The sequence below is a fragment of the Halomonas sp. GXIMD04776 genome, assembly GCF_049808615.1.
Classification (GTDB): domain Bacteria; phylum Pseudomonadota; class Gammaproteobacteria; order Pseudomonadales; family Halomonadaceae; genus Modicisalibacter.
In genome coordinates this window covers 76,245-98,686 of sequence record NZ_JBNCAN010000007.1, presented here as the reverse complement: position 1 = coordinate 98,686, position 22,442 = coordinate 76,245, and the positions used below count along the sequence as shown (strand labels likewise).

The 22,442-nt window shown below is 56.5% G+C and carries 24 protein-coding genes and 1 pseudogene; 9 read left to right on the top strand and 16 right to left on the bottom strand.

Features of this window, described 5'->3' with window-relative positions; all coding sequences use genetic code 11:
* Positions 1-97: 97 nt before the first annotated feature.
* From ACPF7Z_RS06495 to ACPF7Z_RS06480, 4 genes are all read right to left on the bottom strand, one after another.
* Positions 98-1,285: a M24 family metallopeptidase gene (locus ACPF7Z_RS06495; RefSeq protein ID WP_425192402.1), complete on the bottom strand. Its 1,188-nt coding sequence runs from the start codon at positions 1,283-1,285 to the stop codon at positions 98-100.
* Positions 1,286-1,451: 166 nt separating this feature from the next.
* Positions 1,452-3,083, bottom strand: a complete 1,632-nt coding sequence (locus ACPF7Z_RS06490) for a hypothetical protein (RefSeq protein ID WP_425192401.1) — start codon at positions 3,081-3,083, stop codon at positions 1,452-1,454.
* A 122-nt stretch (positions 3,084-3,205) separates the two neighbouring features.
* A complete protein-coding gene (corA, locus tag ACPF7Z_RS06485) occupies positions 3,206-4,171 on the bottom strand; it encodes a magnesium/cobalt transporter CorA (RefSeq protein WP_425192400.1) in 966 nt (321 codons plus the stop codon).
* 134 nt (positions 4,172-4,305) lie between these two features.
* The gene (locus ACPF7Z_RS06480) at positions 4,306-6,399 is read right to left on the bottom strand and encodes a putative bifunctional diguanylate cyclase/phosphodiesterase (RefSeq protein ID WP_425192399.1); all 2,094 of its coding nucleotides are present in this window, start codon (positions 6,397-6,399) and stop codon (positions 4,306-4,308) included.
* Between the two features lie 263 nt (positions 6,400-6,662).
* Between ACPF7Z_RS06480 and ACPF7Z_RS06475 the strand changes: the two genes are divergently transcribed.
* The gene (locus ACPF7Z_RS06475) at positions 6,663-7,598 is read left to right on the top strand and encodes a YihY/virulence factor BrkB family protein (RefSeq protein ID WP_425192398.1); all 936 of its coding nucleotides are present in this window, start codon (positions 6,663-6,665) and stop codon (positions 7,596-7,598) included.
* A 26-nt stretch (positions 7,599-7,624) separates the two neighbouring features.
* On the opposite strand, the gene ACPF7Z_RS06470 is transcribed toward ACPF7Z_RS06475, so the two are convergent.
* Together ACPF7Z_RS06470 and ACPF7Z_RS06465 are read right to left on the bottom strand one after the other, a co-directional pair.
* Positions 7,625-8,092, bottom strand: a complete 468-nt coding sequence (locus ACPF7Z_RS06470; protein WP_425192397.1) for a TerB family tellurite resistance protein — start codon at positions 8,090-8,092, stop codon at positions 7,625-7,627.
* 369 nt (positions 8,093-8,461) lie between these two features.
* Positions 8,462-9,928: a phospholipase D family protein gene (locus ACPF7Z_RS06465; RefSeq protein WP_425192396.1), complete on the bottom strand. Its 1,467-nt coding sequence runs from the start codon at positions 9,926-9,928 to the stop codon at positions 8,462-8,464.
* Between the two features lie 218 nt (positions 9,929-10,146).
* On the opposite strand from ACPF7Z_RS06465, the gene ACPF7Z_RS06460 reads away from it, so the two are divergent.
* Positions 10,147-12,108 (top strand): methyl-accepting chemotaxis protein, encoded by a 1,962-nt coding sequence (locus ACPF7Z_RS06460; protein WP_425192395.1) that lies wholly within the window; start codon positions 10,147-10,149, stop codon positions 12,106-12,108.
* 74 nt (positions 12,109-12,182) lie between these two features.
* Here ACPF7Z_RS06460 and ACPF7Z_RS06455 read toward each other — a convergent pair whose 3' ends face one another.
* The 3 genes from ACPF7Z_RS06455 to ACPF7Z_RS06445 all read right to left on the bottom strand — a co-directional run bounded on the left by ACPF7Z_RS06455 (position 12,183) and on the right by ACPF7Z_RS06445 (position 13,154).
* Positions 12,183-12,461 carry a peptidylprolyl isomerase gene (locus ACPF7Z_RS06455; RefSeq protein WP_425192394.1) on the bottom strand — a complete coding sequence of 93 codons (279 nt, stop codon included), beginning with the start codon at positions 12,459-12,461 and terminating at the stop codon, positions 12,183-12,185.
* Between the two features lie 105 nt (positions 12,462-12,566).
* Positions 12,567-12,806 carry a CDGSH iron-sulfur domain-containing protein gene (locus ACPF7Z_RS06450; protein ID WP_425192393.1) on the bottom strand — a complete coding sequence of 80 codons (240 nt, stop codon included), beginning with the start codon at positions 12,804-12,806 and terminating at the stop codon, positions 12,567-12,569.
* Positions 12,807-12,842: 36 nt separating this feature from the next.
* Positions 12,843-13,154, bottom strand: coding sequence for a hypothetical protein (locus ACPF7Z_RS06445; protein WP_425192392.1), 312 nt, complete (start codon positions 13,152-13,154; stop codon positions 12,843-12,845).
* A 151-nt stretch (positions 13,155-13,305) separates the two neighbouring features.
* On the opposite strand from ACPF7Z_RS06445, the gene ACPF7Z_RS06440 reads away from it, so the two are divergent.
* Together ACPF7Z_RS06440 and ACPF7Z_RS06435 are read left to right on the top strand one after the other, a co-directional pair.
* Entirely contained in the window at positions 13,306-13,926 is a 621-nt protein-coding gene (locus tag ACPF7Z_RS06440; RefSeq protein WP_425192391.1) for a rhomboid family intramembrane serine protease, read from the top strand.
* Position 13,927: 1 nt separating this feature from the next.
* Positions 13,928-14,368, top strand: a complete 441-nt coding sequence (locus ACPF7Z_RS06435) for an NUDIX hydrolase (protein WP_425192390.1) — start codon at positions 13,928-13,930, stop codon at positions 14,366-14,368.
* On the opposite strand, the gene ACPF7Z_RS06430 is transcribed toward ACPF7Z_RS06435, so the two are convergent.
* The 3 genes from ACPF7Z_RS06430 to ACPF7Z_RS06420 all read right to left on the bottom strand — a co-directional run bounded on the left by ACPF7Z_RS06430 (position 14,341) and on the right by ACPF7Z_RS06420 (position 16,518).
* Positions 14,341-14,889: a DUF421 domain-containing protein gene (locus tag ACPF7Z_RS06430; RefSeq protein WP_425192389.1), complete on the bottom strand. Its 549-nt coding sequence runs from the start codon at positions 14,887-14,889 to the stop codon at positions 14,341-14,343. The two genes, ACPF7Z_RS06435 and ACPF7Z_RS06430, sit on opposite strands and share 28 nt — an antisense overlap.
* Positions 14,890-14,992: 103 nt before the next feature.
* Positions 14,993-15,724, bottom strand: coding sequence for a carbonic anhydrase (locus ACPF7Z_RS06425; RefSeq protein ID WP_425192388.1), 732 nt, complete (start codon positions 15,722-15,724; stop codon positions 14,993-14,995).
* A gap of 191 nt (positions 15,725-15,915) precedes the next feature.
* Positions 15,916-16,518: a MarR family winged helix-turn-helix transcriptional regulator gene (locus tag ACPF7Z_RS06420; protein WP_425192387.1), complete on the bottom strand. Its 603-nt coding sequence runs from the start codon at positions 16,516-16,518 to the stop codon at positions 15,916-15,918.
* 106 nt (positions 16,519-16,624) lie between these two features.
* Here ACPF7Z_RS06420 and ACPF7Z_RS06415 point away from each other — a divergent pair, with 106 nt between their 5' ends.
* The gene (locus ACPF7Z_RS06415; protein ID WP_425192386.1) at positions 16,625-17,368 is read left to right on the top strand and encodes a hypothetical protein; all 744 of its coding nucleotides are present in this window, start codon (positions 16,625-16,627) and stop codon (positions 17,366-17,368) included.
* A gap of 10 nt (positions 17,369-17,378) precedes the next feature.
* Here ACPF7Z_RS06415 and ACPF7Z_RS06410 read toward each other — a convergent pair whose 3' ends face one another.
* Together ACPF7Z_RS06410 and brnA are read right to left on the bottom strand one after the other, a co-directional pair.
* The gene (locus tag ACPF7Z_RS06410; RefSeq protein WP_425192385.1) at positions 17,379-19,820 is read right to left on the bottom strand and encodes a DNA polymerase II; all 2,442 of its coding nucleotides are present in this window, start codon (positions 19,818-19,820) and stop codon (positions 17,379-17,381) included.
* Positions 19,795-19,995: a type II toxin-antitoxin system BrnA family antitoxin gene (brnA, locus tag ACPF7Z_RS06405; RefSeq protein ID WP_425192384.1), complete on the bottom strand. Its 201-nt coding sequence runs from the start codon at positions 19,993-19,995 to the stop codon at positions 19,795-19,797. Before brnA ends, ACPF7Z_RS06410 begins: the two co-directional genes overlap by 26 nt.
* A 118-nt stretch (positions 19,996-20,113) precedes the next feature.
* Here brnA and ACPF7Z_RS06400 point away from each other — a divergent pair, with 118 nt between their 5' ends.
* A complete protein-coding gene (locus tag ACPF7Z_RS06400; RefSeq protein ID WP_425192383.1) occupies positions 20,114-20,425 on the top strand; it encodes a BrnT family toxin in 312 nt (103 codons plus the stop codon).
* Positions 20,400-20,675 carry a BrnA antitoxin family protein gene (locus tag ACPF7Z_RS06395; protein ID WP_425192382.1) on the top strand — a complete coding sequence of 92 codons (276 nt, stop codon included), beginning with the start codon at positions 20,400-20,402 and terminating at the stop codon, positions 20,673-20,675. Before ACPF7Z_RS06400 ends, ACPF7Z_RS06395 begins: the two co-directional genes overlap by 26 nt.
* A gap of 120 nt (positions 20,676-20,795) precedes the next feature.
* On the opposite strand, the gene ACPF7Z_RS06390 is transcribed toward ACPF7Z_RS06395, so the two are convergent.
* Positions 20,796-21,068, bottom strand: coding sequence for an antitoxin (locus ACPF7Z_RS06390; protein WP_425192381.1), 273 nt, complete (start codon positions 21,066-21,068; stop codon positions 20,796-20,798).
* Positions 21,069-21,223: 155 nt separating this feature from the next.
* On the opposite strand from ACPF7Z_RS06390, the gene ACPF7Z_RS06385 reads away from it, so the two are divergent.
* Positions 21,224-21,463, top strand: a complete 240-nt coding sequence (locus ACPF7Z_RS06385) for a type II toxin-antitoxin system CcdA family antitoxin (protein WP_425192486.1) — start codon at positions 21,224-21,226, stop codon at positions 21,461-21,463.
* Positions 21,441-21,737 (top strand): annotated as a pseudogene (locus ACPF7Z_RS06380) (CcdB family protein); the annotation flags it as partial. The gene ACPF7Z_RS06385 and the pseudogene ACPF7Z_RS06380, both read left to right, overlap by 23 nt.
* A 48-nt stretch (positions 21,738-21,785) precedes the next feature.
* Here the strand turns inward: ACPF7Z_RS06380 and ACPF7Z_RS06375 are convergent.
* Positions 21,786-22,442 carry a hypothetical protein gene (locus ACPF7Z_RS06375; protein ID WP_425192380.1) on the bottom strand — a complete coding sequence of 219 codons (657 nt, stop codon included), beginning with the start codon at positions 22,440-22,442 and terminating at the stop codon, positions 21,786-21,788.

Here is a 22,442-nt window from a genome sequence, read left to right as displayed (position 1 = left end):
TATCTAAATCGTCAATCGTGCCGCGCTGACGACACTTTGCATGCCTGCAGTATAACCCGTGAAAACGGGCAATAACCAAGCGTTCCAGTCAACTTCTTCAGGGGTCGTCAGCCAGTGACCAGGGGTTGTCGGTCAGCGGCACGCCCCCGCTCTCGGTCACCCGTACGGTGTCGCTGCAACCGATGCCCCACTCACCGGGGATGCGCAGACACAGCGGCAGGTGAAAGACCATATTCTCTTCAAACAGGCGGTGCTGCCCCCGGGCGATGAAGCCCGAGCCCTCGACCCAGGAGGGGGGGAACTGAGCGCCCACTGCGTAGCCGAATACGCCAGAGTGAAATACGTCCGACGCCAATGGTGACAGGGCCTGTTCGGCGGCTCGCGCTGCGGCGTCGAAACTCTTCCCCGGCCTCATCTCCTCGAGCATGGCATCAAAGATGCGGCGACAGGTATCGAACACCTTGTGCATGCGTGGCGTTGGCTCCCCGGCAATCACGGTACGCATCATCGGTGCGGTGTAGCGTTGCCATGCCGAACCGAACTCGAGGAACACCGGCTCGCCCTGGGCGATTGGCCGGCGCTGGTGATTGAGATGAATCACCGCGCTGCGTGGCCCGGTGACCACGATCGGCTGCATGCTCATGAATTCGCTGCCGGCGGCATGCAATGCCTGGGCACCGACACCGGCGATCTCGCTATCGGTAGCTCCGACACGCACCGCCTTCGCTGCCGCCTCGATACCCAAGCCGGTGATTCGGGCACTTTCGGTCAGACACTCGAGTTCCGCCGCGGATTTGACGATCCGAATCCCCTGCAAAAGGCCGGCGGCATCGCTGAAGCGATGATCAGGCAACCGCCATTGGATACCGCTCATGACACCATGACGCAGCGAGCCGTGCCAGGGGTCTACCCCGACATGAGTGCCTGCCTCGTGCAGGGCCTCCGTCAATGGCTCGAGAATGTCATCGACGTTTTCCCAGCGATAACCACGAATATCCTCGACATGGGTGCAGGCCACCGCCGGCCCGGTTTCGATGGAGGGCACCTGGAGCACCAGATGATCCCCTGTGAATACCAGAGCGGTATGCACCGAGACCTCGAAAGTGCTGTAACCGGTGAGATAGAAGATGTCCGCCGGCGCCGTAAGGAGCAGCGCATCCAGATTCGCCGTTTCCATGGCCTCGAGCACGGCACGGCGGCGACGCTGGAACTCGGCCTCGGGAAAGGGGCATTCCTTGCCGGCCATATGCTGACGAAGCGTGAGTCGATAGTCGTTGAAGTCCATGGTTCGTGACTCCCAAATAATGGTTACTGGCGTGACCTCACTTTAGCCGTTAAAGAGATAAATCGCCGTGCCATGAATTATCACCATAAAAAAACCGACCGGCTTGAGGACCGGTCGGTTTCTTGATTGCAGCGTTGGCCGGCTATCGCCAACTCAAGCTCACAGTCTAGCTGACGCTTTGCTGCTGCTCGCCAGAGGATTGCTGTTGCTTATTCTGCTGCTCTTCTTGCTTTTGCTTCTCTTTCTGTTCCTGTTCTTTCTGCTGCTTCTGTTGATCCTTTTGTTGCTGGTCCTTTTGGTCCTGCGAGGATTGGCCGTTCTTCTGTTCGTTACCTTGCTGGACGCCTTTTTGCTGACCGCCCTTTTGCTGGCTGTCTCCGCCCTTCTGCTGGACCGATTCGACACTCTGCGACAGCTCGGACAACGACGACTTCATATCCTGAATGCGCGACAATTGCTGTTGTACATCAGCGATAAGCATCTGCAGTTCATTCAAACGCTGGTTACGGGTCTGGATCTGCGACTGTAGCTCGTCAGAACGCGACTGCGCGGATTCCACTTTTGATGCCAGGGTTTTCTGACGCTTCTGTGCTTCGCTGAGTGACTTCTGAACCTGCTGAAGATTCTCTTTAGCGGTCGCAGTCTGCCCTTGAATGTCGGCAAGTTCCGTCTCACGATCATCGACTTGTTGACCCAGACTCTCTAGACGCTCGTTACGGTTGTTGATCTTCTCTTCGAGCTCGGCATTACGGCCTTCCGCCTTGGCGATTTGATCCTGGGCCTTTTTCAGCTCGGATTTAGTAGAGGAAAGCTCTTCCTGGGCCGACTGACGCTGCTGGTTGATATCATCGAGCTTGGCCTGGGCCTGATCCATCTCACTCTGTACGGATTCGAGTTTACTGGCGACCTGCTGAGCCTGCTGCTCTTTCTGCTTGGACTGTTGCTCGAATTGCTCGACTTCCGATTGCAGTTGGGATAGCTGCTCCTGGGTCTTGTTGATCTGATCTTCCAGCTCCAGTCGTTCAGCCTCGGCTTCCTCGACGCTGGCATAGGCTTGCTCGAACTCAGCGTTGCGTTCACGCAGCGCATCGTTATTGCTTTCAAGCGTTGCGATTCGATCCTCGAACGCATCCCGCTCACTATTCCATTGCTCCCGCTGGCTGCTGGCGTTGGAGGCAATGAAGATGGCGACGATGACCGCGAGCACGGCGACGATGACCACGGCACGGACACGGTTGTCCTTGAAAGGGCTTCCTTTACTGCCCCCTCCGCTGCCGGATCCAGTGCCGCCACCCATACCGCCCCCGCCGGAACCCCCACCGCCGGGTCTGCTGGTACCCGTGCTGGACCCGCCAGAAGCATGACTCGCACTGCTGGTGCTTTTCTGTGATGCAGTAGTGCTTTTGCTACCGGCACTGTCAGTGGCGTCCTTGCCCGCTCCGCTGGTGGAGCCAGTGGCATCTTTATCAGAGGCCGCGTAATTACTGCTGGACGCTGCTGTGTCTTTCTGCGAATCAGTGTGTGTATCGGAGATTTTGCCTGATCCGCCACTACTCTTGTCGGTAGCTGCTGCCGCGGCAGCGTCCTTCTGTGCATTGGCCTTCACATCGCCCTGCTTACCTGTCGTCGCGGCTTTACCGGATTCTTGGTTACCAGTGCTTTTACCAGGATCGTGGGTACTCTTCTTCTCGGGTTCATTTGCCTTGCTACTCTGCCCGGCAGTGGTCTTGTCGGACTCGTTAGTAGCCTTACCCGGCTGATCTTTATTGTTACCAGACTTGTTAGACGATTCTGCCATGAGTCGTTTCTCCCTTGTTGTATTGCGTACTGGTCATTAACAACATTTCCCTATCGAGCATACAGCCTACACCAGATTTTCGCTTTACTGGGCGGTGTGATTTCACTCATCGAACATTTGTGCTATAACCAGCCTGCCTTGCGAAAACGATAGTAAAGCCCGCCGCAGGCAATCCCCATGAGACCCAACGCCAACGGATAGCCGAGCTTCCAGTCAAGTTCCGGCATGTGCTCGAAGTTCATTCCCCAGATGCCCGCCAGCACCGTCGCCACGGCGAAGATCGCGGCCCAGGCAGCCAGTGCCTTGTGCACCTCGCCTTCATCGATGGCCACCATCGACAGATTGACCTGAATGGCAGTGACGATGGTCTCGCGAATGGTGTCCACCGCCATCTCGATGCGATGCAGGTGGTCATAGACATCACGATAGTATTCCTGAGAATTGACGCACAATGCCGGGACGCGACCACCGAATAGATGCACCGTTGCTTCGGCAAGAGGCGTTACCGCATGCTTGAGCGTCATGGCCTTGCGCTTGAGCTGATAAAGCCGCTCGATATTGGTGCGGGCGGTCTCCTTGACGAAGATCTGCTCTTCGATGGTTTCAAGCTCCGCCTCCAGGGCGTCGACTATGGGGAAATAACGATCAACGACGGCGTCCATCAAGGCATAGAGCACGAAGGACGGCCCCTGCTTGAGCAGATGCGGCTCGCGCTCACAGCGGGTACGCACCCCGACAAAGCCCTGATGCGTGTGACTGCGAACCGAGAGCACATAATTGGCTCCGGCAAAGACTGACACTTCGCCCTCGCCTATCCCATCGTCCCTGGCCTCGAGAATGCGCATGAAAACGAATAGCGCGGCATCATACTCCTCGACCTTGGGTCGCTGCTGACCGTGCAGCGCATCTTCCACGGCCAATTCATGCAGCTCGAATACCTCCTGAAAGGTCGCTAACTCCTGCGGTTCGGGATCGCATAATGCCACCCAGACAAAACAATCGGGTTGGTTCACGTAATCGGCTATTTCGGATGTCTTGATGTCGCCAAGCTTGCGACCTTCCTGGTAAGCCACGCAATTGACGATCATGATGGCCGATCTCCTCTCTTGATAGACTGAACAGACAGTCATTGTGCCCGATAGACGATCGAGGATAGAAGGAGACGGACAATAGGCGCCGGATGGGAAGGCGTTACGACGATATGACCGAGGCCGGGAAACGATTAAGCATTCACCGGGTAGCGACTCTGCAGGAACGCCTGAAAGTCGTCGGAAGAGAGAGCCTTGCTACACAAGTAGCCTTGGTACTGCTGGCCCTTGATATCGCGGATGAATGCCAACTGCTCTGGAGTCTCGATGCCTTCGGCGACGACCTCCAGGTTCAGACTGTGGGCCAACGCCACTACCGCCTTGACGATGGCGGCATCCTGAAGATCGGAATTCACCCCTGAGGTAAAGGAGCGGTCGATCTTCAAGCAGCTAATCGGAAAACGCTTGAGTTGCGCCATATTGGAATAGCCGGTGCCAAAGTCGTCGATGGAAAGCATGACACCCAGCTCACGCAAACGCAGCAGGATCATCGATGCCCGGTCGGGGTTCTGCATGATCGCGCTTTCGGTGAGTTCGAGTTCAAGACAATGCGGCGGCAACTGCGTCTCGCTCAGCACACGCTTGACCACACTCACGAAGTTCTTGTTGTTGAGTTGGATGGCGGACAGATTGACCGCCATCTTGAGCAGTGGATACCCTTGGGCATGCCAATCCATCGATTGTTGGCAGGCGGTCTTCAGTACCCACTCCCCGATCGGTAGAATCAGCCCACTCTCTTCGGCGATGGGTATGATCTCGTCCGGTGGCACATTGCCAAGCCCTGCATCGTGCCATCTCAGTAAAGCTTCCACTCCCGCTATCTCCCCGGTGATCACATTGACCTTGGGCTGATAGGCCAAGGTCAAGGCGTCATTTTCGATGGCGTCACGCAATCGATTTTCGAGGCGCGCACGCCTCTCGGTAGCGGAAATCATGCCAGGCTCGAAGAACTTGAAATTATTGCGTCCCGCATCCTTGGCAAAATACATTGCGGCATCGGCGTGAATCATAAGCGCATGTTTGTCGCGCCCATCGGACGGATAGAGACTGATACCGATGCTGGTCGTGATACGCACGAGATTATTGTCGATCTGAAACGCCTTGCCCAACGAGCTCATGATACGTTCTGCAATCTTGGCGCTTTGTGCACGGCCGGTATTTTCAGCGCTGACGATGATGAATTCGTCCCCGCCAACCCGCGCAAGCATGTCGGAGTCGCGCACTGCGACCTGCAGCCGTGAGGCAACCTGCTGGATCAACTCATCACCGACATGGTGGCCCAGGGAATCGTTGACGGTCTTGAAGCGATCCAGATTGACGAAGAATACGGCAAACTCATTCCCTGCCCCAGGTTTGCCTCGAGTCAACAATGCATCGAGTCGATCCTCGAGCAACAAACGATTGGGAAGCCTGGTGAGCGGATCCCGCGACACCAACGCTTTCAATTCATAATTGGCCTTGCGTAAAGACGCTGCCAGACGAGCATTGCCTGACGAGAGGTGGGCATCATGGATCGACAGAATCAGCACGATGAGCATGATCCCGATCGTCATGAAAGCGATGGTGAAGGCTAGCCGGTCCGAGGCGGAAGCGCCGATTTCGGTAGCAACGTCTTGCTGCGGGAATTGCGCGGCGGCTACCGCGGTATAAAACATCCCGGCAATCGCCACACCCATGATCAAGGCACTTAAGCTAATTTGCCACAGCGGTACTTTGCGTCTTTTTTCCGGTGTCAGACGAAAGCTGAGCCACAACGCTCCCATCGAGCCGCTTACCGCAATCACGATGGACAGCATGAACAGCATCGGATCGTAGGAAACCGTACCTTCGACACGCAAGGCACCGATGCCGACATAGTGCAGGAAGGCGATACCCACCCCCATGACACTTCCACCGATCAGCAACTTGCACAAGGACAGCCAGCGCGTTTGAACGATGGCCAAAGCGAGCGCCGAGGTCAGGACACCAAATGCCAAGGATGTCAGTGTCAGCCAGAGATCCTGCGACAAGTCGGCGGTGGCTGAGATGGCACGTGTGCCGATGAAATGCGTCGACCAAATGCCAAGCCCCATGACAAGAGACCCGCCACTCCACCACAGTCTTCGCGCCAGGCCGCGACTGCCACGCACGCGCGCCGCCAGATGAAACCCTACCAACGACGCGATGACGGCGACGAGTAAGGACAAGGCGACCAGCGTTGGGGCATAGCCAGTATAGTCGTCGGTCATCGATCTCTTCCGTTGGTGGCGAGCCGCAATTCCTTTGAACAGCGCATGGGAGACACCTTTTCAAAAGGCGCTCCTAGGCTATAACGGCAGACCGGACGACAACTTTAATCGACGCGATAACATAGCCGTCATTTTGATGCCGCGGGAAGGATTGTTAAGTAAGATCGCGCACGGTCGAGCGCATGTGGATACGCCAGACAATGGCTATGCTCATGAGGGCATGTTCGCTGTGATAGGACGACGAATGGACATTAGGAAGACACATGAGTAAACGGGAACGTGGCAAAGAACGTTTGATCGTGATCGCGCCCCAGCTGTATCGCTTCTCTATCCGAGTGTTGGCCGCTTTCTTCAAGAACCGAGGCATCCTGCTCGCCGGAGGCGTGGGTTACAACATACTGCTCTCGGCCATTCCCTTGTTTGCCGTGCTATCGGTGCTGTTGACGCATGTCGTCGATGAGCAGCGCCTATTGGGGATCATTTCGATACAAGCGGGCCATTTGGCCCCGGCCCACGCCGACATACTCCTCGGGGCGGTGAGGGCACTACTGGAATCTCGAGACGTGGTGGGTATCGTCGGAACGTTGATTCTGCTGTTTTTCAGCTCCTTCGCCTTTCGCATGATCGAAGATTCGATTTCCCTGATCTTTCACCAACCCAACATTCCCACCCATCGACGTGTCTGGGTATCAGTGCTGCTACCCTATTTATTCATGATAATGCTGGGCTCGGGACTTCTGGCCCTGACCCTGCTGGTGGCTATCGCCAATGCCTTCAATGAACTGCTTCTCATGCTTTTCGGGTTCGAACTGCATTCTCCGTTAATATCCAAGGCATTGCTCAATCTGCTAAGTTTCGTCGGCATGTTCGGCTTGTTCAGCGCCATCTACAAGATCATGCCGGTGGTGCGTATCTCTCCCATGCGCGCACTGATAGGCGGCTTCGTCGCTGCGCTACTGTGGGAAATCACCCGCTTCATTCTGGTTTACTATTTCGCCAACATTTCTTTCGTCAACGTCATCTATGGATCCCTTGCAACCCTCATCGTCGTGTTATTGAGCCTGGAGATAGGCGCCGTCATTCTATTGCTCGGAGCACAGGTCATCGCCGAGCTCGAGCGCAGTGCCCGAGCAAAGCTGCCTTGGCATATGGCGCCGGAGGACCGTCACAATGATCGCGACAAGCATCCAGCAAAGTGATAAGGCAAAACCGCGGGGCTCTTCGCTTATGAATCTGCATCGCCGCGTCGTTCCTGCACCCGCAACTTGGTCCGGATGAAGTCACTGTGGCGCACGAACAACAGGTCCGCGAGCTTACGAATGCGGTGCTCTTCGTAGGCGGCCAGGTCGTCATCGGCGTAGGCGAGCCGCCACATCAACTCGACCAGCGCAACCTTGTCGTCGTAGTCATAATGATCGTTGACCAGGCGCACGAACTGAAAGTGATCCACCGCCTGTTCGGCTTCTTCGTCGGCGAGCTGCATCAGTTCATCTACCGCAGCATCATCGAGGTTGAAGCGTTTCTGCAGCACTGTTCTCAGGAGTCCCATTTCCCGAGGATCATGCTGGTAGTCAGCTCGCACGATTTCGCAAAATAGTGCCGCCGTGGCCAGCTCCAGGGTCAGATGACGACCCTCCTCCTGTTCGGGCATGGCCAGGGCACGATTGAAGAATTGCTGAAGAGTAGTGAGCATAACGAAGCCTTGGCTCGGTGAGTGCGTTCGAGTATTAGACCCTGCCGACGAAGAAGGTTCGCCGTGAACGGCTCTTTGAATTCGTCGGAAGCATCTCTTGAAAAAAGAAACGCTTTAAAACAAGAATGCCGCGCCGGGAGGAACCAACCGGCAACGGCATTTGAAGGAAGTGTATCGACAGAGAACGATTCAGCGCAATCCTAAAAAGCTGAGAATGAACAGTACAATGACGATCAACCCCACGATGTAGATAATGCTTCTCATAGCGCGCTCCTTATGCTGAAAACCTTCGCTGAAAAAAATCCTGCTTTCTAACCTATACCAGTTATCGCAGAATCATGCCTAATACATCTTTTAAACGCCCCCCCCTCAGAACGTCGATAACCCCGTGCTCTCCATGAGACGGTACAGCCAATAGCGAGGCGAGGATGGGTCGGCATAAATCGAATAAGGCAAGCTGTGCAGCCTTCCCTGACTGTTACGCCAATAGCGGGCAAAGTAGCTCGCTGCATCAATGATAGCCGGTGTTTGAGCATTGCCTTTCAAGCGCACACTGGTCTCCAGGTTGAGATTGTCGAGATTGCGCCGAGTGAAATTGGCCGACCCCAGGATTAGAGCTGCATCCCCGCTGAGTGAACGCTTGAGAAACAGCTTGGCATGGCACTGCTCCCCCATGGTCGCACACCAGCGTACCGGCACCCCGGCCCGGTGAAGATCCGCTGCGGCCTGACGATTGGGAATGCCGTTCTTCTTGATACCGAAGGCATCCTTGTTGGGATCAAGAAGCACCCGAATGCGCACTCCTCGCTCATGAGCGGCCACTACCGATGCCAACAGCTCTCTATGCGAAAAATAGAACACGGCGATATCGATCCTGTCGCCAGGCTCCGCGCTGTCGATAGCGATGCGTAGCGCATTGCCGATTCTAGACTCGGTCAAAATCTGCAATCGCGATCCGTCACCCTCGACCGGCTCCTCTATGACCGGCGTACCGAAGTCGATGCGGCTACCGGACATCGCTGCCACCGCTCGTTCGGTGGCAAGCAAATCGATTGCCGCCGGCCCTTGAAAGCGTAGCGCAACATTGTCGTGCGCACTGCTGGCATCGTGCGGATTGGCCGAGGTCACCAGACCCACCCAACTTTCCCCGGAATCCACTACCAGCGTCTTGCGGTGATTGGCATTGAAATTGAGCAGTTGCAGATAACTGCGCAGAGTAACCTCGCCTTCGCCCAAGGGATTGGGCAACCAGCCATCCCTATTATTGTTGCCAAGCCAGCTGCAACACCAATACCAGAATCCCGACCAGGCGGGATTGGAAGCGCGTAGCTCGGTCAGATCCGTCATCACGATCTTGATGCCCGCCGCACGCAGCGCCTTGAGATGATCCGGTTCCAGACCGCCATACACAGTATTCAGCGGATCGGTGATCAGCACTACCTCAAGCCCCGGCATTTGATCCTTGCGCTGTGTCAGGGCGCGGGTGAGCTCGGCGGATAACGGTCGAAAATCACCGGTAGCCGCCCCGCTAAAGTCGTTGAACAGGAACATGTCCAGCACGACAAGACGATTGGCCTGGCCGATCAGGCGCAGGATCTCATCGAAGATGACATGATCCAACTGGCGTTTACCCCACTTATCCAGATAGGTGGTATCGCCAAGGAAGGCGACCTCCTGTGCCGGTCTCAAGGGCGATGCCACATCGATTCCCTCTGGTAACGGCTTGAACGTTTGGTAGAGCGCCATACCGAGGTAGGCCATAAACACGAGAAGTAATAATACTCGTCCCCTGCCCATGCCGGCCTGATGGCCAGTCGAATTCTTGTTCCCCTTCACACTCTCTCCTGTCGCTACCGCCTAGTGATTGGGACTAAGTATAACGGTCGGGGGCTCGGGGTCACGTCTTGCCTTCTGATTTGAAGCGGCATGCAAGGCGGGATAGCCACGTTAAAGGCGCAGCTCGATGCGCCGATAGAGGAGCAAGGAATACTGAAGGTGACGCCTGGCGTGACTATTGGCTAGGTGTCGTTAGCGCCTTATAAGAGACCAATGACATGCGATTCAACAATTACTCCATCGGGCTGCGCGTTACCGCCGGCTTTGCAATCGTTCTTTTACTGGCCATTGCCATCATCGTGCCCTTTCTGCTGAATCGCATAGACAAGGTCATTCAGGAAGCCGAGCATCGAGAGCTTTCTGCCCTGCATGGCAGTCTTACAGCAGCGCTGGACGCCGAAGCCCGATTGGCTACCACGATGAGCACCTTGGTGACGGGAGTCCCCGAGGTGCAAGAGGCGTTGGCCAATGGACAACGTGATCGATTGGCCGCACTTTTTCAGCCCGGCTTCAAGGCGCTGAGTGAAGGCTATGGCGTCAAACAATTCCAGTTTCATCTGCCACCGGCCACCTCCTTTCTACGTGTGCACAAACCCGAAAAGTTCGGTGACGATCTCAGCGATCTTCGCCCGACCATTATCGAGACCAACCGCTCCAAGCAACCTGTTTCCGGTCTGGACCTAGGAGTGGCCGGCCTGGGTATCCGCGGCCTGGTACCCGTGTTTCATCAAGGAGGGCATGTTGGCTCTCTTGAGTTCGGCATGAGTTTCGGACAGTCCTTCTTCGAAAATTTTGGTGAACAATATGGTGTGGAAGCAGGTCTTCAAATCCTGAGGAAAGAAGGTTTGGTTCCTTTCGCTTCAACGCTGGGTGAGCAATCGTTACTACCCGCAGCCATCCAGCAGGCTGCCTTGAACGGTAAGCGTCCAATTTATTACACCGTCTTTGCCGATAAGCCAGTGGCGGTGATGGGCTCACTCATTAAAGACTATGCCGGGGAGCCCATCGGTGTGGTCGAGATCGCCATGGACCGTTCAACCTATGTGGCCGCTTCCACGCTGGCGCGCAACTCGGCGCTACTGATTGCCGCTCTGGCAATGGGTGTTGGCTTGGCACTAGCGCTCTGGTTATCACGCACTATAGTTCGCCCGATTCAGCGTACCACCACGGCAATGAGCAATATCGCCGCAGGGGAAGGGGATTTGACTCGTCGACTGGACGACAAAGGACGTGATGAACTGAGTGAACTGGCTCGTCAATTCAATGCCTTCGTCGAACGCATGCAAGACACATTGAAGGAAGTACGCGCCAGCACCCGCAGTGTCAACCGGGCCGCCGGCGATATCGCCCAAGGTAGCGAGGAACTCGCGTCGCGTACCGAGCAGGCCGCCGCCAACCTGCAGGAGACTTCCGCCTCCATGGAGGAGATCACCTCCACGGTCAACCACAGCGCGGATTCCGCTCAGCAAGCTAACAAACTGGTGCAGTCCACCGCCGACGTGGCGCGCCAGGGCGAAAGCGTCATGAATCAGGTCGAGCGCACCATGGAGGACATCAATACGTCGTCCAGCAAGATCGGCGAGATCATCACCATGATCGATGCGATCGCCTTTCAGACCAACATCCTCGCACTCAACGCCTCGGTGGAGGCCGCCCGGGCCGGTGAGCATGGCCGTGGCTTCGCCGTGGTCGCCCAGGAAGTGCGTACCCTGGCCAGTCGCTCCAGCGATGCCTCCGGTGAGATTCGTACCTTGATCGATGCCTCGTCGGGGCACACGAAGTCGGGCGCCGAACTGGTGCGCAACGCCGGCCAGACCATGCAGGAGATCGTCGCCAGCGTCGCCCGAGTCACCGATGTGATCGGCGAGATCAGCGCTGCCACCAAGGAGCAGAGCAGCGGTATCGGTCAGGTCAACACGGCGGTGATGGAGATGGACAGCATGACCCAGCAGAACGCCGCCATGGTCCAGCAGTCCTCGAGTGCTGCCGCCGACATGCGCCGTCATGCCCAGCGTCTTAACGATTTGATCGACTCTTTCGTGCTGGGTGACGATGCGCCATCCGAGCAGCGAACTACAACCAATCAGAAAGTAGTCTCCCCCCCTCTCTCTTCTGCCAAAAAAGCAGCCCCGAGTAAACATACTCCGCAGGAAGAGATCGACGAGTGGAATGATTTCTGATCCTGGCGTCACGCCATGAACGCAAAACGCCTGACCCTAGGGTCAGGCGTTTTGCGTGAAGAACGATACTAATGTCAGGAGCGACTGGTCACTTCCAGCAGGTGGTAGCCGAACTGGGTCTTCACCGGGCCATGCACGGTGTTCAGATCGCCATTGAACACTACCTTATCGAACTCGGGCACCATCTGGCCCGGGCCGAAGGTACCCAGGTCGCCACCGCTACGGCCTGATGGGCAGGTCGAATGCTCTTTCGCCACCTCGGCAAAATCGCGACCGTTCTCGATTTCCGTCTTGAGTTCTTCACACTTCGTTTCGCTATCGACCAGGATGTGGCGCGCGCTTGCTTGGGTCATCATCAATCTCCTTATGCTCGTTATCAAAAGGGCTACGGATCACGAATCCTGACGGCACGGCGATGCACTGGCAAGTGTTTCCCCTGAGAAGGGCATTTCGCGTTTCTACAAGGCCGCATGCGTGCCATCACACAACGGCGCCTTGCCGCTCTGCTTGCAACCACAGAAATATACGGTGGCATCCTTCTCGGCCTTGTAGACGATCGGCTTGAGATCAGTAACTTTATGGGAGCCGTCACACAACGGCTGGGTTTGACTGCGCCCGCAGGCACACCAGGCGTAGCGTTTCCCTGCCGTCACATCCACGGCATAGGGCCCTTTCTGGGCCACCAATGCTTCACTCATGATCATCTCCTCACATAAGCCTGTCGTCAGGCTAGATTATTGTGCGTCGTCGAGCGCTTCGATCCGCTCTATTTCCAGCTTGCGTCCTTCATTCTGCCCATAATGGAACCGACCGATGATGCGCACCCGCTTACCTAGATACGGCGCGATTCGCTCCTGAGGAAGCACCTCCACCCGATTCAGACCATCGTCTTCGATCCAGTAATGGCGCGGTGTCTCGAAGGTGCGCACCACTCCTTGGGTAGCAACGTGCTTATCTTCGTAAGCCGCTTGTTGCAATGCCAGTATCGACAGAGGTACCTCGGCGGGCCTGTCGTCGGCGCAGGCCACCAGTGTGATCAGCAGCATACCGAAAACCCATCCTTTGCGGCCCCAATGCATAAGCGACTCCAGTGCGAACAAATACTCAAAGAAGGTATCTTCAACATACTCACAAGACCGCACCCTCACAATCTGACACCATGATGGCACCGAAGTCCTACTCCGCGGAGACCTACTCATGCTGGACCTGACCCAGACGCCGATCACCCTGGCGCTGCTTATCGTCAATGTCGTCATCAGTATTTATGTCCTGAGAAGCCGCCCCCAGCTCATCGCTAGCCTGGCCTTTCGTCCGGAACGCATCTTGCGCCATGGCGAAGTGTATCGGCTGGTGACCGCCGGTTTCGTGCATGTGAATGGCGCCCACTTGCTGGTCAACATGCTCACCCTCTACTTCTTCGGCCCCTGGCTGGAGATGGCGCTTGGCCCGATCCGCTATCTGATGCTCTATTTCGGCTCGGAACTGGCGGCCCATGGCTTATCCCTGATCGTTCAACGCGGCAACGTTCGTTACTCGGCAGTGGGCGCCTCTGGCGCCATCACCGGGGTGTTGTTCGCCTTCTGCTTGTATGCGCCGTTCAGAATGCTCTATCTCTTCTTTGCCATTCCTATTCCGGCAATTGTCTTCGCCATCGGCTTCGTGGCGATCTCACTCTACGCGATGAAACAGCGAGGCCCCGATCAGGTCGGCGGCCTGGCCCACGAGGCGCACCTGGGCGGCGCCATCGGGGGTGTATTGATCACCGGCCTTCTCGACCCCAGGGCCTTTCCTCTCTTTCTTCAACAAATAGGCCTTTGATATGCACACGGCACCCACGCCCGCGGCCCTGGCGGTCGTCATTCGTGGACAAGAAGCACTGCTCGTGCGACGCAGGAACGAGCCGGATGCAGGGCTCTGGGGATTTCCCGGTGGGCGTATCGAATGGGGAGAAACCGTTTTCGAATGCGCGGTGCGTGAATTATCGGAAGAAACCGGCATCCGTTCCGCCGCCCGGGATTATCTGACCACGATCGATGTCGTTCGACGAGAAGAGGGACAGGTGAAACATCACTTCGTCTTGACCGCGGTGCTTTGCGAGTATCGTTCGGGCGTTCCCGAGGCCGCGGATGATGCCATGGAAACGGCCTGGATCGAGCTGACGGATATCGCCAATGCCATTATCCCATTGAGTGAACATACGGCTAGCGTGGTGCGGTTAGCCATGGCGTTTCTTCAAGGCCCTTGCGGTGACTCGAACTGACTACCCGGCACCTTGACGTCATCAAGGCTGGATTGCTCAGCGATCGTGTTTTTACCCATGACGCTGAATGACCCATCGGTTTCCAGCACCACGGCCTGTACGTCACTCATGTCGATCAATCCCGCTGAGCGCACCGCCGCCTGCAGTTCATCTTCCGTCACTCTCGCCTTACGCAAGGCACCGAAGAGGTGCCGCCCCTGATAGAACAGCAGGGCCGGCTCTCCAGTTACCAGCCGGCGTATCCAGCCTACTCGCACACTCGACCAGGTCACGGCGTACTGCATGCCAATGAGCAGCGCCAGTGCCAAGGCGCCCTGCAAAAGCGTGACGCTCTTGCTGAGGATGATACTGGCCAGAACCGATCCCAGTGCCACCGTCACGACCAAATCGAAGGCATTCATCTTCGCCAAGGTTCGACGCCCGGAAATGCGCAGCAAGACCACCAGGGTGATATAGGCCAGCACCGCAGATACAGCAACCCGCAGCAGGGCCTGCCAATCCGTGAAGAAAATATCATCCATGATTATTTCCAACTAATGATAAAGCTTCTAATGTAGCTAAGCGCCGTTAAACGCAGGGCGGAGCACGCACAGCATTTGTCCACCACCTGGCGTTCAGCATCAATCACTGCAAGACGGGCCTAGCATTGACCGGCTGTAGCGGACGGTTGTTGGGCTCATGCAGGACATCGGCGAAGCGCTCGATCTGCTCGCTCGACGCCGTGAGGGGTTGCTTCATGACCAGCCAGCGCACGCCTTCGGTGCAAGGCGGGGTGGTCAACGAGCCATTGAAGCGATAGTGGTCCCGGTTCTCCGGCAGAATGTCTTCCGCCCTGACGCTCGACGGCAAGGCGCGTTCCTCACCAGCCTGTTCGGGCATCTTGGTCCAGGCTTTCTTCAACCCTTCATTCGCGGTGTCCTCTTCGAACATCACTGCCACCACTGCCAGATCGCCTTCGTCGCTGGCGTGCACCAGATGCGCTTCCAGCGGATAGGATTCACCATCAATATGGTTCTCGCTCGGCGCATGGAAGTGAAACTGCTTCAGGTCGAAGGTGATACCGTCGACGTCGATGCTGCTGCCTTGCTCGTAGTTCACCTGCACCGTATGGCCGTTATTGAGGATCTGCTCGGCTCCTTTCTGATAGTCGAAGGTTATAGGCTGTAGTTCCGCCTCGATAAACCCAGTCAGGTTGATCGGCGCTTGATTCTTGCCGGCGCAGGCGAAGTTGTCTGGGCTCAGCTCGGCCCAGTTTTCTGGCCCCTTGGCACCCGAATATCCCCATTGCGCCTCGCTTTCGGCATTCGCCGCGCCTGATGCCAATAGCGCCACGCTTACACATAACGCTTTTCTCATAACACGCTCCTAAACCCAAATTGTGAGGCAAAAAAGTGTAGAAATTTGATCGGTAAACGGCAACGCCCACCTATGACAAAAATCAAGAAAACGTTGATTAAACGCCAGACGCCGCACCCACTCCTAGTCCCAAGCGTCGCACCAGAACACAGGAGCACCGTGATGAATCAGCGACCGATTCACATTGTGCGTTAATAGGACTTTGGCGTGGGCGCGGTCCACTCCCGGCAGATCTTCAGAGTCTGCTCCGGCTCTAGAGGTTCGCTGGTCAAGCCGCAGCGATACCCCTCCCCTTCGTCCAGAAAATGCTCGCAGCGCCAACAGACGTTGAATGCCTGATGATGGTTCTGACGCTGCAGCGCCACCAGCAAACCACGCAGGCCTTCTTCCAGGGAGCTGGCGTCCACCTCTGGCGACTCCTCCAGCACCGATGTCAAACGGCTTGCCCAGCTGTCATCGAGTAGTTCACGCCCTGACGGGGTGAGGTGTAGGTGCACACGCTTGCCATGCCTGCTGTCCGGTTGCTTCACGACCAGCCCCCTTCGCTCCAACACGCCAAGAGTCTGCGACACCGTCCCGCGAGTGATGCCGAAATACTCGGCCACCGCGATGGGAATGTCGCTGTAATGATTGGCATGCGCCAGATAGGCCAGCACCTGTAGCTGGATCGGCAATAGCCCATGGCGGGCGGCGTCATCGCGGACCGATTGGTGAATCAGGGCAGCGAGACGTTCGAGGAGTGTCGCGGCGAGGTTCATGGGCTCAGTGTATTGACTCGATGCATTGCTTGACAAGCCACGAATAGTCTCTTAAACCTATTGATGTATCGACTCGATACATTATGCCACGAGACCGCTGGGGTGATGCTTCCTCGACGGCCCTCCTCAAGAGGAAGATGACATGCGTGCTGTTACTCTATTACCTACAAGCCTGCTCGGCGGGATGCTGGCCGTCGGCACACTCATGGCGGACGAGACGGTAACCCCGTTAACCGCGACCGATGATCTATCGATTGCCGCGACCAGCGGACATTACGTCGCCGATTACGACATGCTGGTCTTCGAAGTCAAGGTGGCGGGACAAGCCGGCGCCACCCTGCCCGAGGCCAGAGGCCGGATGGACGGCGCACCGGTGCTCACCTATGCCTTCCCTACGACCCTCTCTCCGACCGTGGTCGGCTTCGGTGACGTCGAGGGTATCCTGACCCTGGTCGCGACATCGCATCCCGATTTCGATGACACACCGCTGTGGGATGAACAAGGCGATGGGCACTACGACAACGACGGGATCGTCTTTCATAGCCATTGGGTGGTGCTCGTCGAGGACGACCAGGCCCCCGGCGGGCTTGCTGTACGCGAAATCGCCGACGATGACTCGGCAACGCTGCCGCCGACGAATGCGGGCATGCCGCTCTATCTGGACTCCCCGGGATTGAATGTGGTTCTACGGGGCGACACCCTGCGAATCCTGGTGCCGTCCTGGCGAATTCAGAATGCCCGGGACTTCTCCTTCGATGCCGTCACCGCCTATCTGGAGGTCAACACGTCCGACGACAGCCGTCCGATGCTCGGCATCTATGAGGTCTACGACGTGGCCTCCGGCGATCTCTCGCTGCCTTACCGCCTGGAGGATCAAGCCCCTTGACAGGATCGGTTCAAAATAGCCCCAGCTGGCGGTCGATCAACGCGCTGAAATCATCACCGACGAACGGCAGGATGGCATCGGCCACCGGTTGCAACTGGCGAGTGAGGTAATGCTGGTAATCGATGGCCGAGCGACGCGTCTCCAGCGGTTCCGGCCCGGTGACGGTGATCACGTAGCTGATCCAGCCGCCATTCTGGTACTGGCGCGGTCGGCCCACTTGGTCGTTGTACTCGTCGGCGAGACGTGCCGCCCGCACATGAGGCGGCACGTTGCGCTGGTAATCGTCGAGCTTGCGGCGCAGGCGTTTGCGATAGATCAGCCGCTCGTCGAACTCGCCTGCCAGGGTGCGAGCAACGTAATCGCGCAGATAGTCACGGTAAGGCTCGCCGACGAAGATGCGTCTATAGAGCTCCTGCTGGAAGACCTTGGCCAGCGGCGACCAGTCGGCGCGCACCGTTTCCAGGCCCTTGAACACCAGCCGTTCGTTGCTATCGGCCTCCCTTACCAGTCCGGCATAGCGCTTCTTGCTGCCCGCCTCCGCGCCGCGGATGGTCGGCATCAGAAAGCGCCGAAAGTGGGTCTCGAACTGCAGTTCCAGCGCGCTATCCAGGTCGTATTCGTCGCGCAGATGTTCGTGCCACCAGGCATTGACGCGCTCGACCAGGTGCCGGCCGATTCGCGCCGCCGCGTCCTCGTCATGCGCACTTCCCAGCCAAACGAAGGTGGAATCGGTATCCCCATAGATAACGGTATACCCTTCGGCTTCGATCAGTTCGCGGGTACGGTGCATGATCGCGTGGCCGCGCAGGGTGATCGATGACGTCAAACGCGGATCGAAGAACCGACAGCCCCGGGTGCCCAGCACACCGTAGAACGAATTCATGATGATCTTCAGCGCCTGGGAAAGCGGCGCATTGCCCTCGCGCTTGGCGGCCTCGCGCCCCTGCCAGACCCGCGCCACCATCTCGGGCAAGGCATGCCGCCTGCGGGAGAAGCGCGCCCCGACGAAGCCCGGCACCGAGCTTTCATCATCCGGCTCGCGCAAGCCCTCGATCAGCCCCACCGGGTCGATCAGGAAGGTGCGGATGATCGAGGGATACAGGCTCTTGAAGTCCAGCACCAGCACCGAATCGTAAAGGCCCGGGCGCGAGTCCATCACAAAACCGCCAGGGCTGCCTTCTCCTGCCCGCTCGCCCTGATTCCGGACAAGATTGGGCGCCACGAAGCCCAGCCGATGCATATGCGGCAGGTAGAGGTGCGAGAACGCCGCCACCGAACCGCCGCTGCGATCGGCGGGCAAGCCGGTGACGGTGGCGCGCTCGAGCTGGAAGTCGATCAGCTTCGTCTTCTCGAAGATCCGCGTGACCAGCTCGCAGTCCTTGAGGTTATAGTGGGCCAGCGCCGGCTTGTCCTCGGCAAACATGCGGTTGATGTCGTCCATGCGCTGGTAAGGGTTGTCGATCGCCTTGCCCTCGCCGAGCAGCGTCTGGGCGACATTCTCCAGGCTGAACGAGGTAAAGCTCCAGGTCGCCGAGCGCAACGCCTCGATGCCATCGATGATCAATCGCCCTGGTGCACCGGCGAAGAAGTGATTGGGCTTGTTGCCATGGGCACGCCACTCCATCGGTTCGCCACCCCGCCCCAGCAATAGCGGTACGCCAAGGCGCTCGGCGTGCCGTTGCAGAATACGCAGATCGAACTGCACCACATTCCAACCGATGATCGCATCCGGATCGTGCCGCGCCATCCATTCATTGAGGCACTCAAGCAGCGACTCGCGGCTGTCGCAATACTGCAGGGAGAAGTCGAGGGGAAAATCGAGGGAAGCAGCGGATTCATCCCCATTACTAGCCGACCCGAGCATATACACCTGACGCTCGTCGCAACCCTCCAGGGCGATGGAATACAACTCGCCACGCTCGCTGGTCTCGATATCCAGCGAGGCCAGTCTGAGGCGTGGGCGATAGTCCGGCGCGGGTTTCAGGTGTGCGGCTACAAAGGAACCGTCCGCCGCTTTTTGCCCCGTGAACCTCACCGGCGCAGTGATGAAGCGTTCCATCAGGTAACGCTCCGGCGGGCGGATATCGGCTTCAAAAACGTCGACGCCCGCATCCGTCAGGCGCCGTTCCAGGTTCATCAACTGGCGGTGATGACGGCAGTAGAGCCCCAGCACCGCGCGATGGTGGAAATCACAAAGCTCGAGTGGCTTTAGCTCGACATCCCGCTCGCCGTTTAGCACCCGCTCCGCCTGGCTGCGCTGTTCGACGGGAATGAACGCCACCGATACCTGCGTTGGTAGACGTACATGGCGAGGGCCGGCGTCGGTTGCCAGCCAGAACGACACCTCGGTGCCTTCAGGCGTATCCCGCCAATGGCGGGTGAGGATGAAGCCTTGTTGCTTCATGGTGGCATTTTGTAATGCTTCGCTAATGAGTACCACTTGCAGCGTCATTGTTGGGCGGTCTGCTAGAAGCCTCAGCCCGAAGGCGCTCAACCACCCAAGATGGAAAATCGACGTTGATGCACTTGCTCTCCTGGTTCACCCTGCGTGCGGTCGAAAGATCAAGGTCATCAACGATATCTTCTTTACCTTCATCAAATTTTTTATCGAAGTCCTTAGCTTTCATACAGCTCTACCTCTTTCTTGCGAGACCGCCTGAGAGAAAGCAGGCGGACACGCATGCCCCGGTACGTGACGATGTTAGCGCTGGTTGACGGGTGTGTATATGTTGATAATATACAAACATGATTGATTGGGCGCAAATAACGGGTTTTGACTGGGACGAAGGCAATTCGCGCAAGAACGCGGAAAAGCACGGCGTTGGCCAGTCCGAAGCAGAGGAAATATTCTTCAATGAACCGCTTCTGGTGCTGGAAGACGACAAGCACAGCCAAAAGGAAGCCCGGTATCACGCCCTTGGTGAAACCGACGATGCACGTTTATTGCATATCACCTTCACATTGAGAGGTAACGGTACTCTGATCCGAGTGATTTCCGCTCGTGATATGCACCGCAAAGAGAGGGCAAATTATGAGCAAATTGAAAAAGATGCCTGAGTTCAAAACCGAAGCAGAGGAAAGAGAGTTCTGGGAAAGCCATGATTCCACTGAGTACGTGGACTGGCGTCGCGCTCAACCTGCTTCTTTTCCAAAACTGAAACCCTCTACCAAGACGATCTCACTCCGGTTGCCGGAAACCCTGCTTGATAGGATCAAAATCGAAGCCAACAAACGTGACATGCCTTATCAGTCACTGATCAAAGCCTGGCTTTCGGAAGACGTGGACGAAAAACGCCGCGCCAGATAAGGTGCCAACGGATCGGCGTACAGCGGCCCGTTAGTCGGCAGACGCATATGGCGAGGGCCGGCGTCGGTGACAAAGGCGCAGCGAAGCGGAGGTTCTGGCATTCGGGCATGGCTGGGTCAGCTACCGATCCTCATGCAAACGACCTTCCACGTACTTGTGGAGAATACTGGCAACAAGGGTTTGGTAAGGAATGCCTTCAGCCAGCGCTTTCTTCTGAAGCCCCCGAAGATCCTTGGAAGAAAGCCTGATGTTAATGCGGGCATCTTTCTTGAACATGGCCTCTGCATACTGCTGATGCCGTGCTTTCCGATCATCGATGTCCGGTGCCCGCTGTAGTTCTCCGGCCTCGAACCTCTCCAGAATTTCCTGCTCCTCTTTGTCCAGCCTGCTCATTTTGGACCTCCCAAATAGGTTTTGGTCGCTTTCCGGCTCGGAATGATCGTTTTCAGAAAAACTTCATCTTCCGACTCTACAAAGGGTACCAAATAGACGTACCCTTCTATTTCAATCACGTGAATCTGTTGGCCTGGATACCGTTCCTGATTCGGATGCTCGAAGGTATCCAGGATACCTCCAACCGAGATGTGCAAGACCACATCCTCAAAAGAGATGTTCCTTTCCTGTTGGAGGATCTTGAGAAACGAGAAGCAAACCGATGGGTTGAAGAAAACCGTACGGCGATCAAAAGCTACAGCGAGTTCGTCGATCAGCATGAATGCTTCGGTGACGTGTTCGGGGGCTTTGATGGCCTAGTTCAATGTTTATCCCAACCCGAGCAAAACCAGTAACACTTTCTATCCATTCCTGGTGGATGTTCAAAGCGCTCTCCTGGCCGACCTGGCAACCCGCATCGTCATACCGTTGGGCAACCGCTCAGCCTTCGGTGGCCAGGCAATGCAAGGGCTTACACCCGAAATAACCTTCGACGAACAGGAACTTTTGTTGCTTACCCCACAAATTTCCTCAGTACCTGAAAAACAACTCACGAACCCGATTGGCTCACTCTCACATTTCAGAGACCAGATTATCGGAGCTCTGGATCTCGCTATAACCGGGATTTAACGCCTGCAGCAGGGGCGCGACGTCGGGAGCGTCCCTTGCCTACACTGGTTAACTGTTTTCCCTCTTCATCGTAATCAGTCCGGCCGTGTTCATCCCTCTTTGCCACGCTCTATTTGTCCAATACGTTCCTTTTAAGACTGTATCTGCTTCATTAATTATTATCTCAAGCTTGGCCGCTCCCTCAAAGAGTCTATCATCTGTTTCTTCTGGAACCGGGACCGACGCCTCAAAAATATAAGTCAAATAGAAAGTTCCGGTACGAGGATCTCGATAAAGTTCACTTTGTATTACCTTGCTCTCTTGATAACCATCCAATGATCTCATGGCCAATTTGAATCCAAATAAATCTGCCTTAATGGATAGCTCCACTTCTTTTACGGTGTTGTTTCCACTTTCGTCAGTGTAATTTGAGTGCACCTCACCGAGCCACTTTCCGTTTAGATTTGGACATACCGCTTTGTGTAAAAAATCCCCAAGAATTGGAGACTTCCAAAAAACCAGCCATCCCCATCTCCCGATAACAAAAATAATCGCTACGAATATAAACGTTGTCGGTGTCGCAAGCTTAAAAGCATCCCCAAAGCTATCCCAGGAAATGGCGCCATCGTCAGGGCCCAACAATAGAATCAAAGCCGATAGAAATATAATTGAAAAGGTTGCAAGTAATAATTTTAACAGCCCAAGCTTCGGGAATACTCTCCACAT

Excerpts from the sequence above, each read along its gene's own strand:
- ACPF7Z_RS06495 (WP_425192402.1), bottom strand. The coding sequence starts at position 1,285 with ATGGACTTCAACGACTATCGACTCACGCTTCGTCAGCATATGGCCGGC.
- ACPF7Z_RS06490 (WP_425192401.1), bottom strand. The coding sequence starts at position 3,083 with ATGGCAGAATCGTCTAACAAGTCTGGTAACAATAAAGATCAGCCGGGT.
- corA (WP_425192400.1), bottom strand. The coding sequence starts at position 4,171 with ATGATCGTCAATTGCGTGGCTTACCAGGAAGGTCGCAAGCTTGGCGAC.
- ACPF7Z_RS06480 (WP_425192399.1), bottom strand. The coding sequence starts at position 6,399 with ATGACCGACGACTATACTGGCTATGCCCCAACGCTGGTCGCCTTGTCC.
- ACPF7Z_RS06475 (WP_425192398.1), top strand. The coding sequence starts at position 6,663 with ATGAGTAAACGGGAACGTGGCAAAGAACGTTTGATCGTGATCGCGCCC.
- ACPF7Z_RS06470 (WP_425192397.1), bottom strand. The coding sequence starts at position 8,092 with ATGCTCACTACTCTTCAGCAATTCTTCAATCGTGCCCTGGCCATGCCC.
- ACPF7Z_RS06460 (WP_425192395.1), top strand. The coding sequence starts at position 10,147 with ATGCGATTCAACAATTACTCCATCGGGCTGCGCGTTACCGCCGGCTTT.
- ACPF7Z_RS06455 (WP_425192394.1), bottom strand. The coding sequence starts at position 12,461 with ATGACCCAAGCAAGCGCGCGCCACATCCTGGTCGATAGCGAAACGAAG.
- ACPF7Z_RS06450 (WP_425192393.1), bottom strand. The coding sequence starts at position 12,806 with ATGAGTGAAGCATTGGTGGCCCAGAAAGGGCCCTATGCCGTGGATGTG.
- ACPF7Z_RS06445 (WP_425192392.1), bottom strand. The coding sequence starts at position 13,154 with ATGCTGCTGATCACACTGGTGGCCTGCGCCGACGACAGGCCCGCCGAG.
- ACPF7Z_RS06440 (WP_425192391.1), top strand. The coding sequence starts at position 13,306 with ATGCTGGACCTGACCCAGACGCCGATCACCCTGGCGCTGCTTATCGTC.
- ACPF7Z_RS06435 (WP_425192390.1), top strand. The coding sequence starts at position 13,928 with ATGCACACGGCACCCACGCCCGCGGCCCTGGCGGTCGTCATTCGTGGA.
- ACPF7Z_RS06430 (WP_425192389.1), bottom strand. The coding sequence starts at position 14,889 with ATGGATGATATTTTCTTCACGGATTGGCAGGCCCTGCTGCGGGTTGCT.
- ACPF7Z_RS06425 (WP_425192388.1), bottom strand. The coding sequence starts at position 15,724 with ATGAGAAAAGCGTTATGTGTAAGCGTGGCGCTATTGGCATCAGGCGCG.
- ACPF7Z_RS06415 (WP_425192386.1), top strand. The coding sequence starts at position 16,625 with ATGCGTGCTGTTACTCTATTACCTACAAGCCTGCTCGGCGGGATGCTG.
- ACPF7Z_RS06410 (WP_425192385.1), bottom strand. The coding sequence starts at position 19,820 with ATGACGCTGCAAGTGGTACTCATTAGCGAAGCATTACAAAATGCCACC.
- brnA (WP_425192384.1), bottom strand. The coding sequence starts at position 19,995 with ATGAAAGCTAAGGACTTCGATAAAAAATTTGATGAAGGTAAAGAAGAT.
- ACPF7Z_RS06400 (WP_425192383.1), top strand. The coding sequence starts at position 20,114 with ATGATTGATTGGGCGCAAATAACGGGTTTTGACTGGGACGAAGGCAAT.
- ACPF7Z_RS06395 (WP_425192382.1), top strand. The coding sequence starts at position 20,400 with ATGAGCAAATTGAAAAAGATGCCTGAGTTCAAAACCGAAGCAGAGGAA.
- ACPF7Z_RS06390 (WP_425192381.1), bottom strand. The coding sequence starts at position 21,068 with ATGAGCAGGCTGGACAAAGAGGAGCAGGAAATTCTGGAGAGGTTCGAG.
- ACPF7Z_RS06385 (WP_425192486.1), top strand. The coding sequence starts at position 21,224 with ATGCTCGAAGGTATCCAGGATACCTCCAACCGAGATGTGCAAGACCAC.
- ACPF7Z_RS06375 (WP_425192380.1), bottom strand. The coding sequence starts at position 22,442 with ATGTGGAGAGTATTCCCGAAGCTTGGGCTGTTAAAATTATTACTTGCA.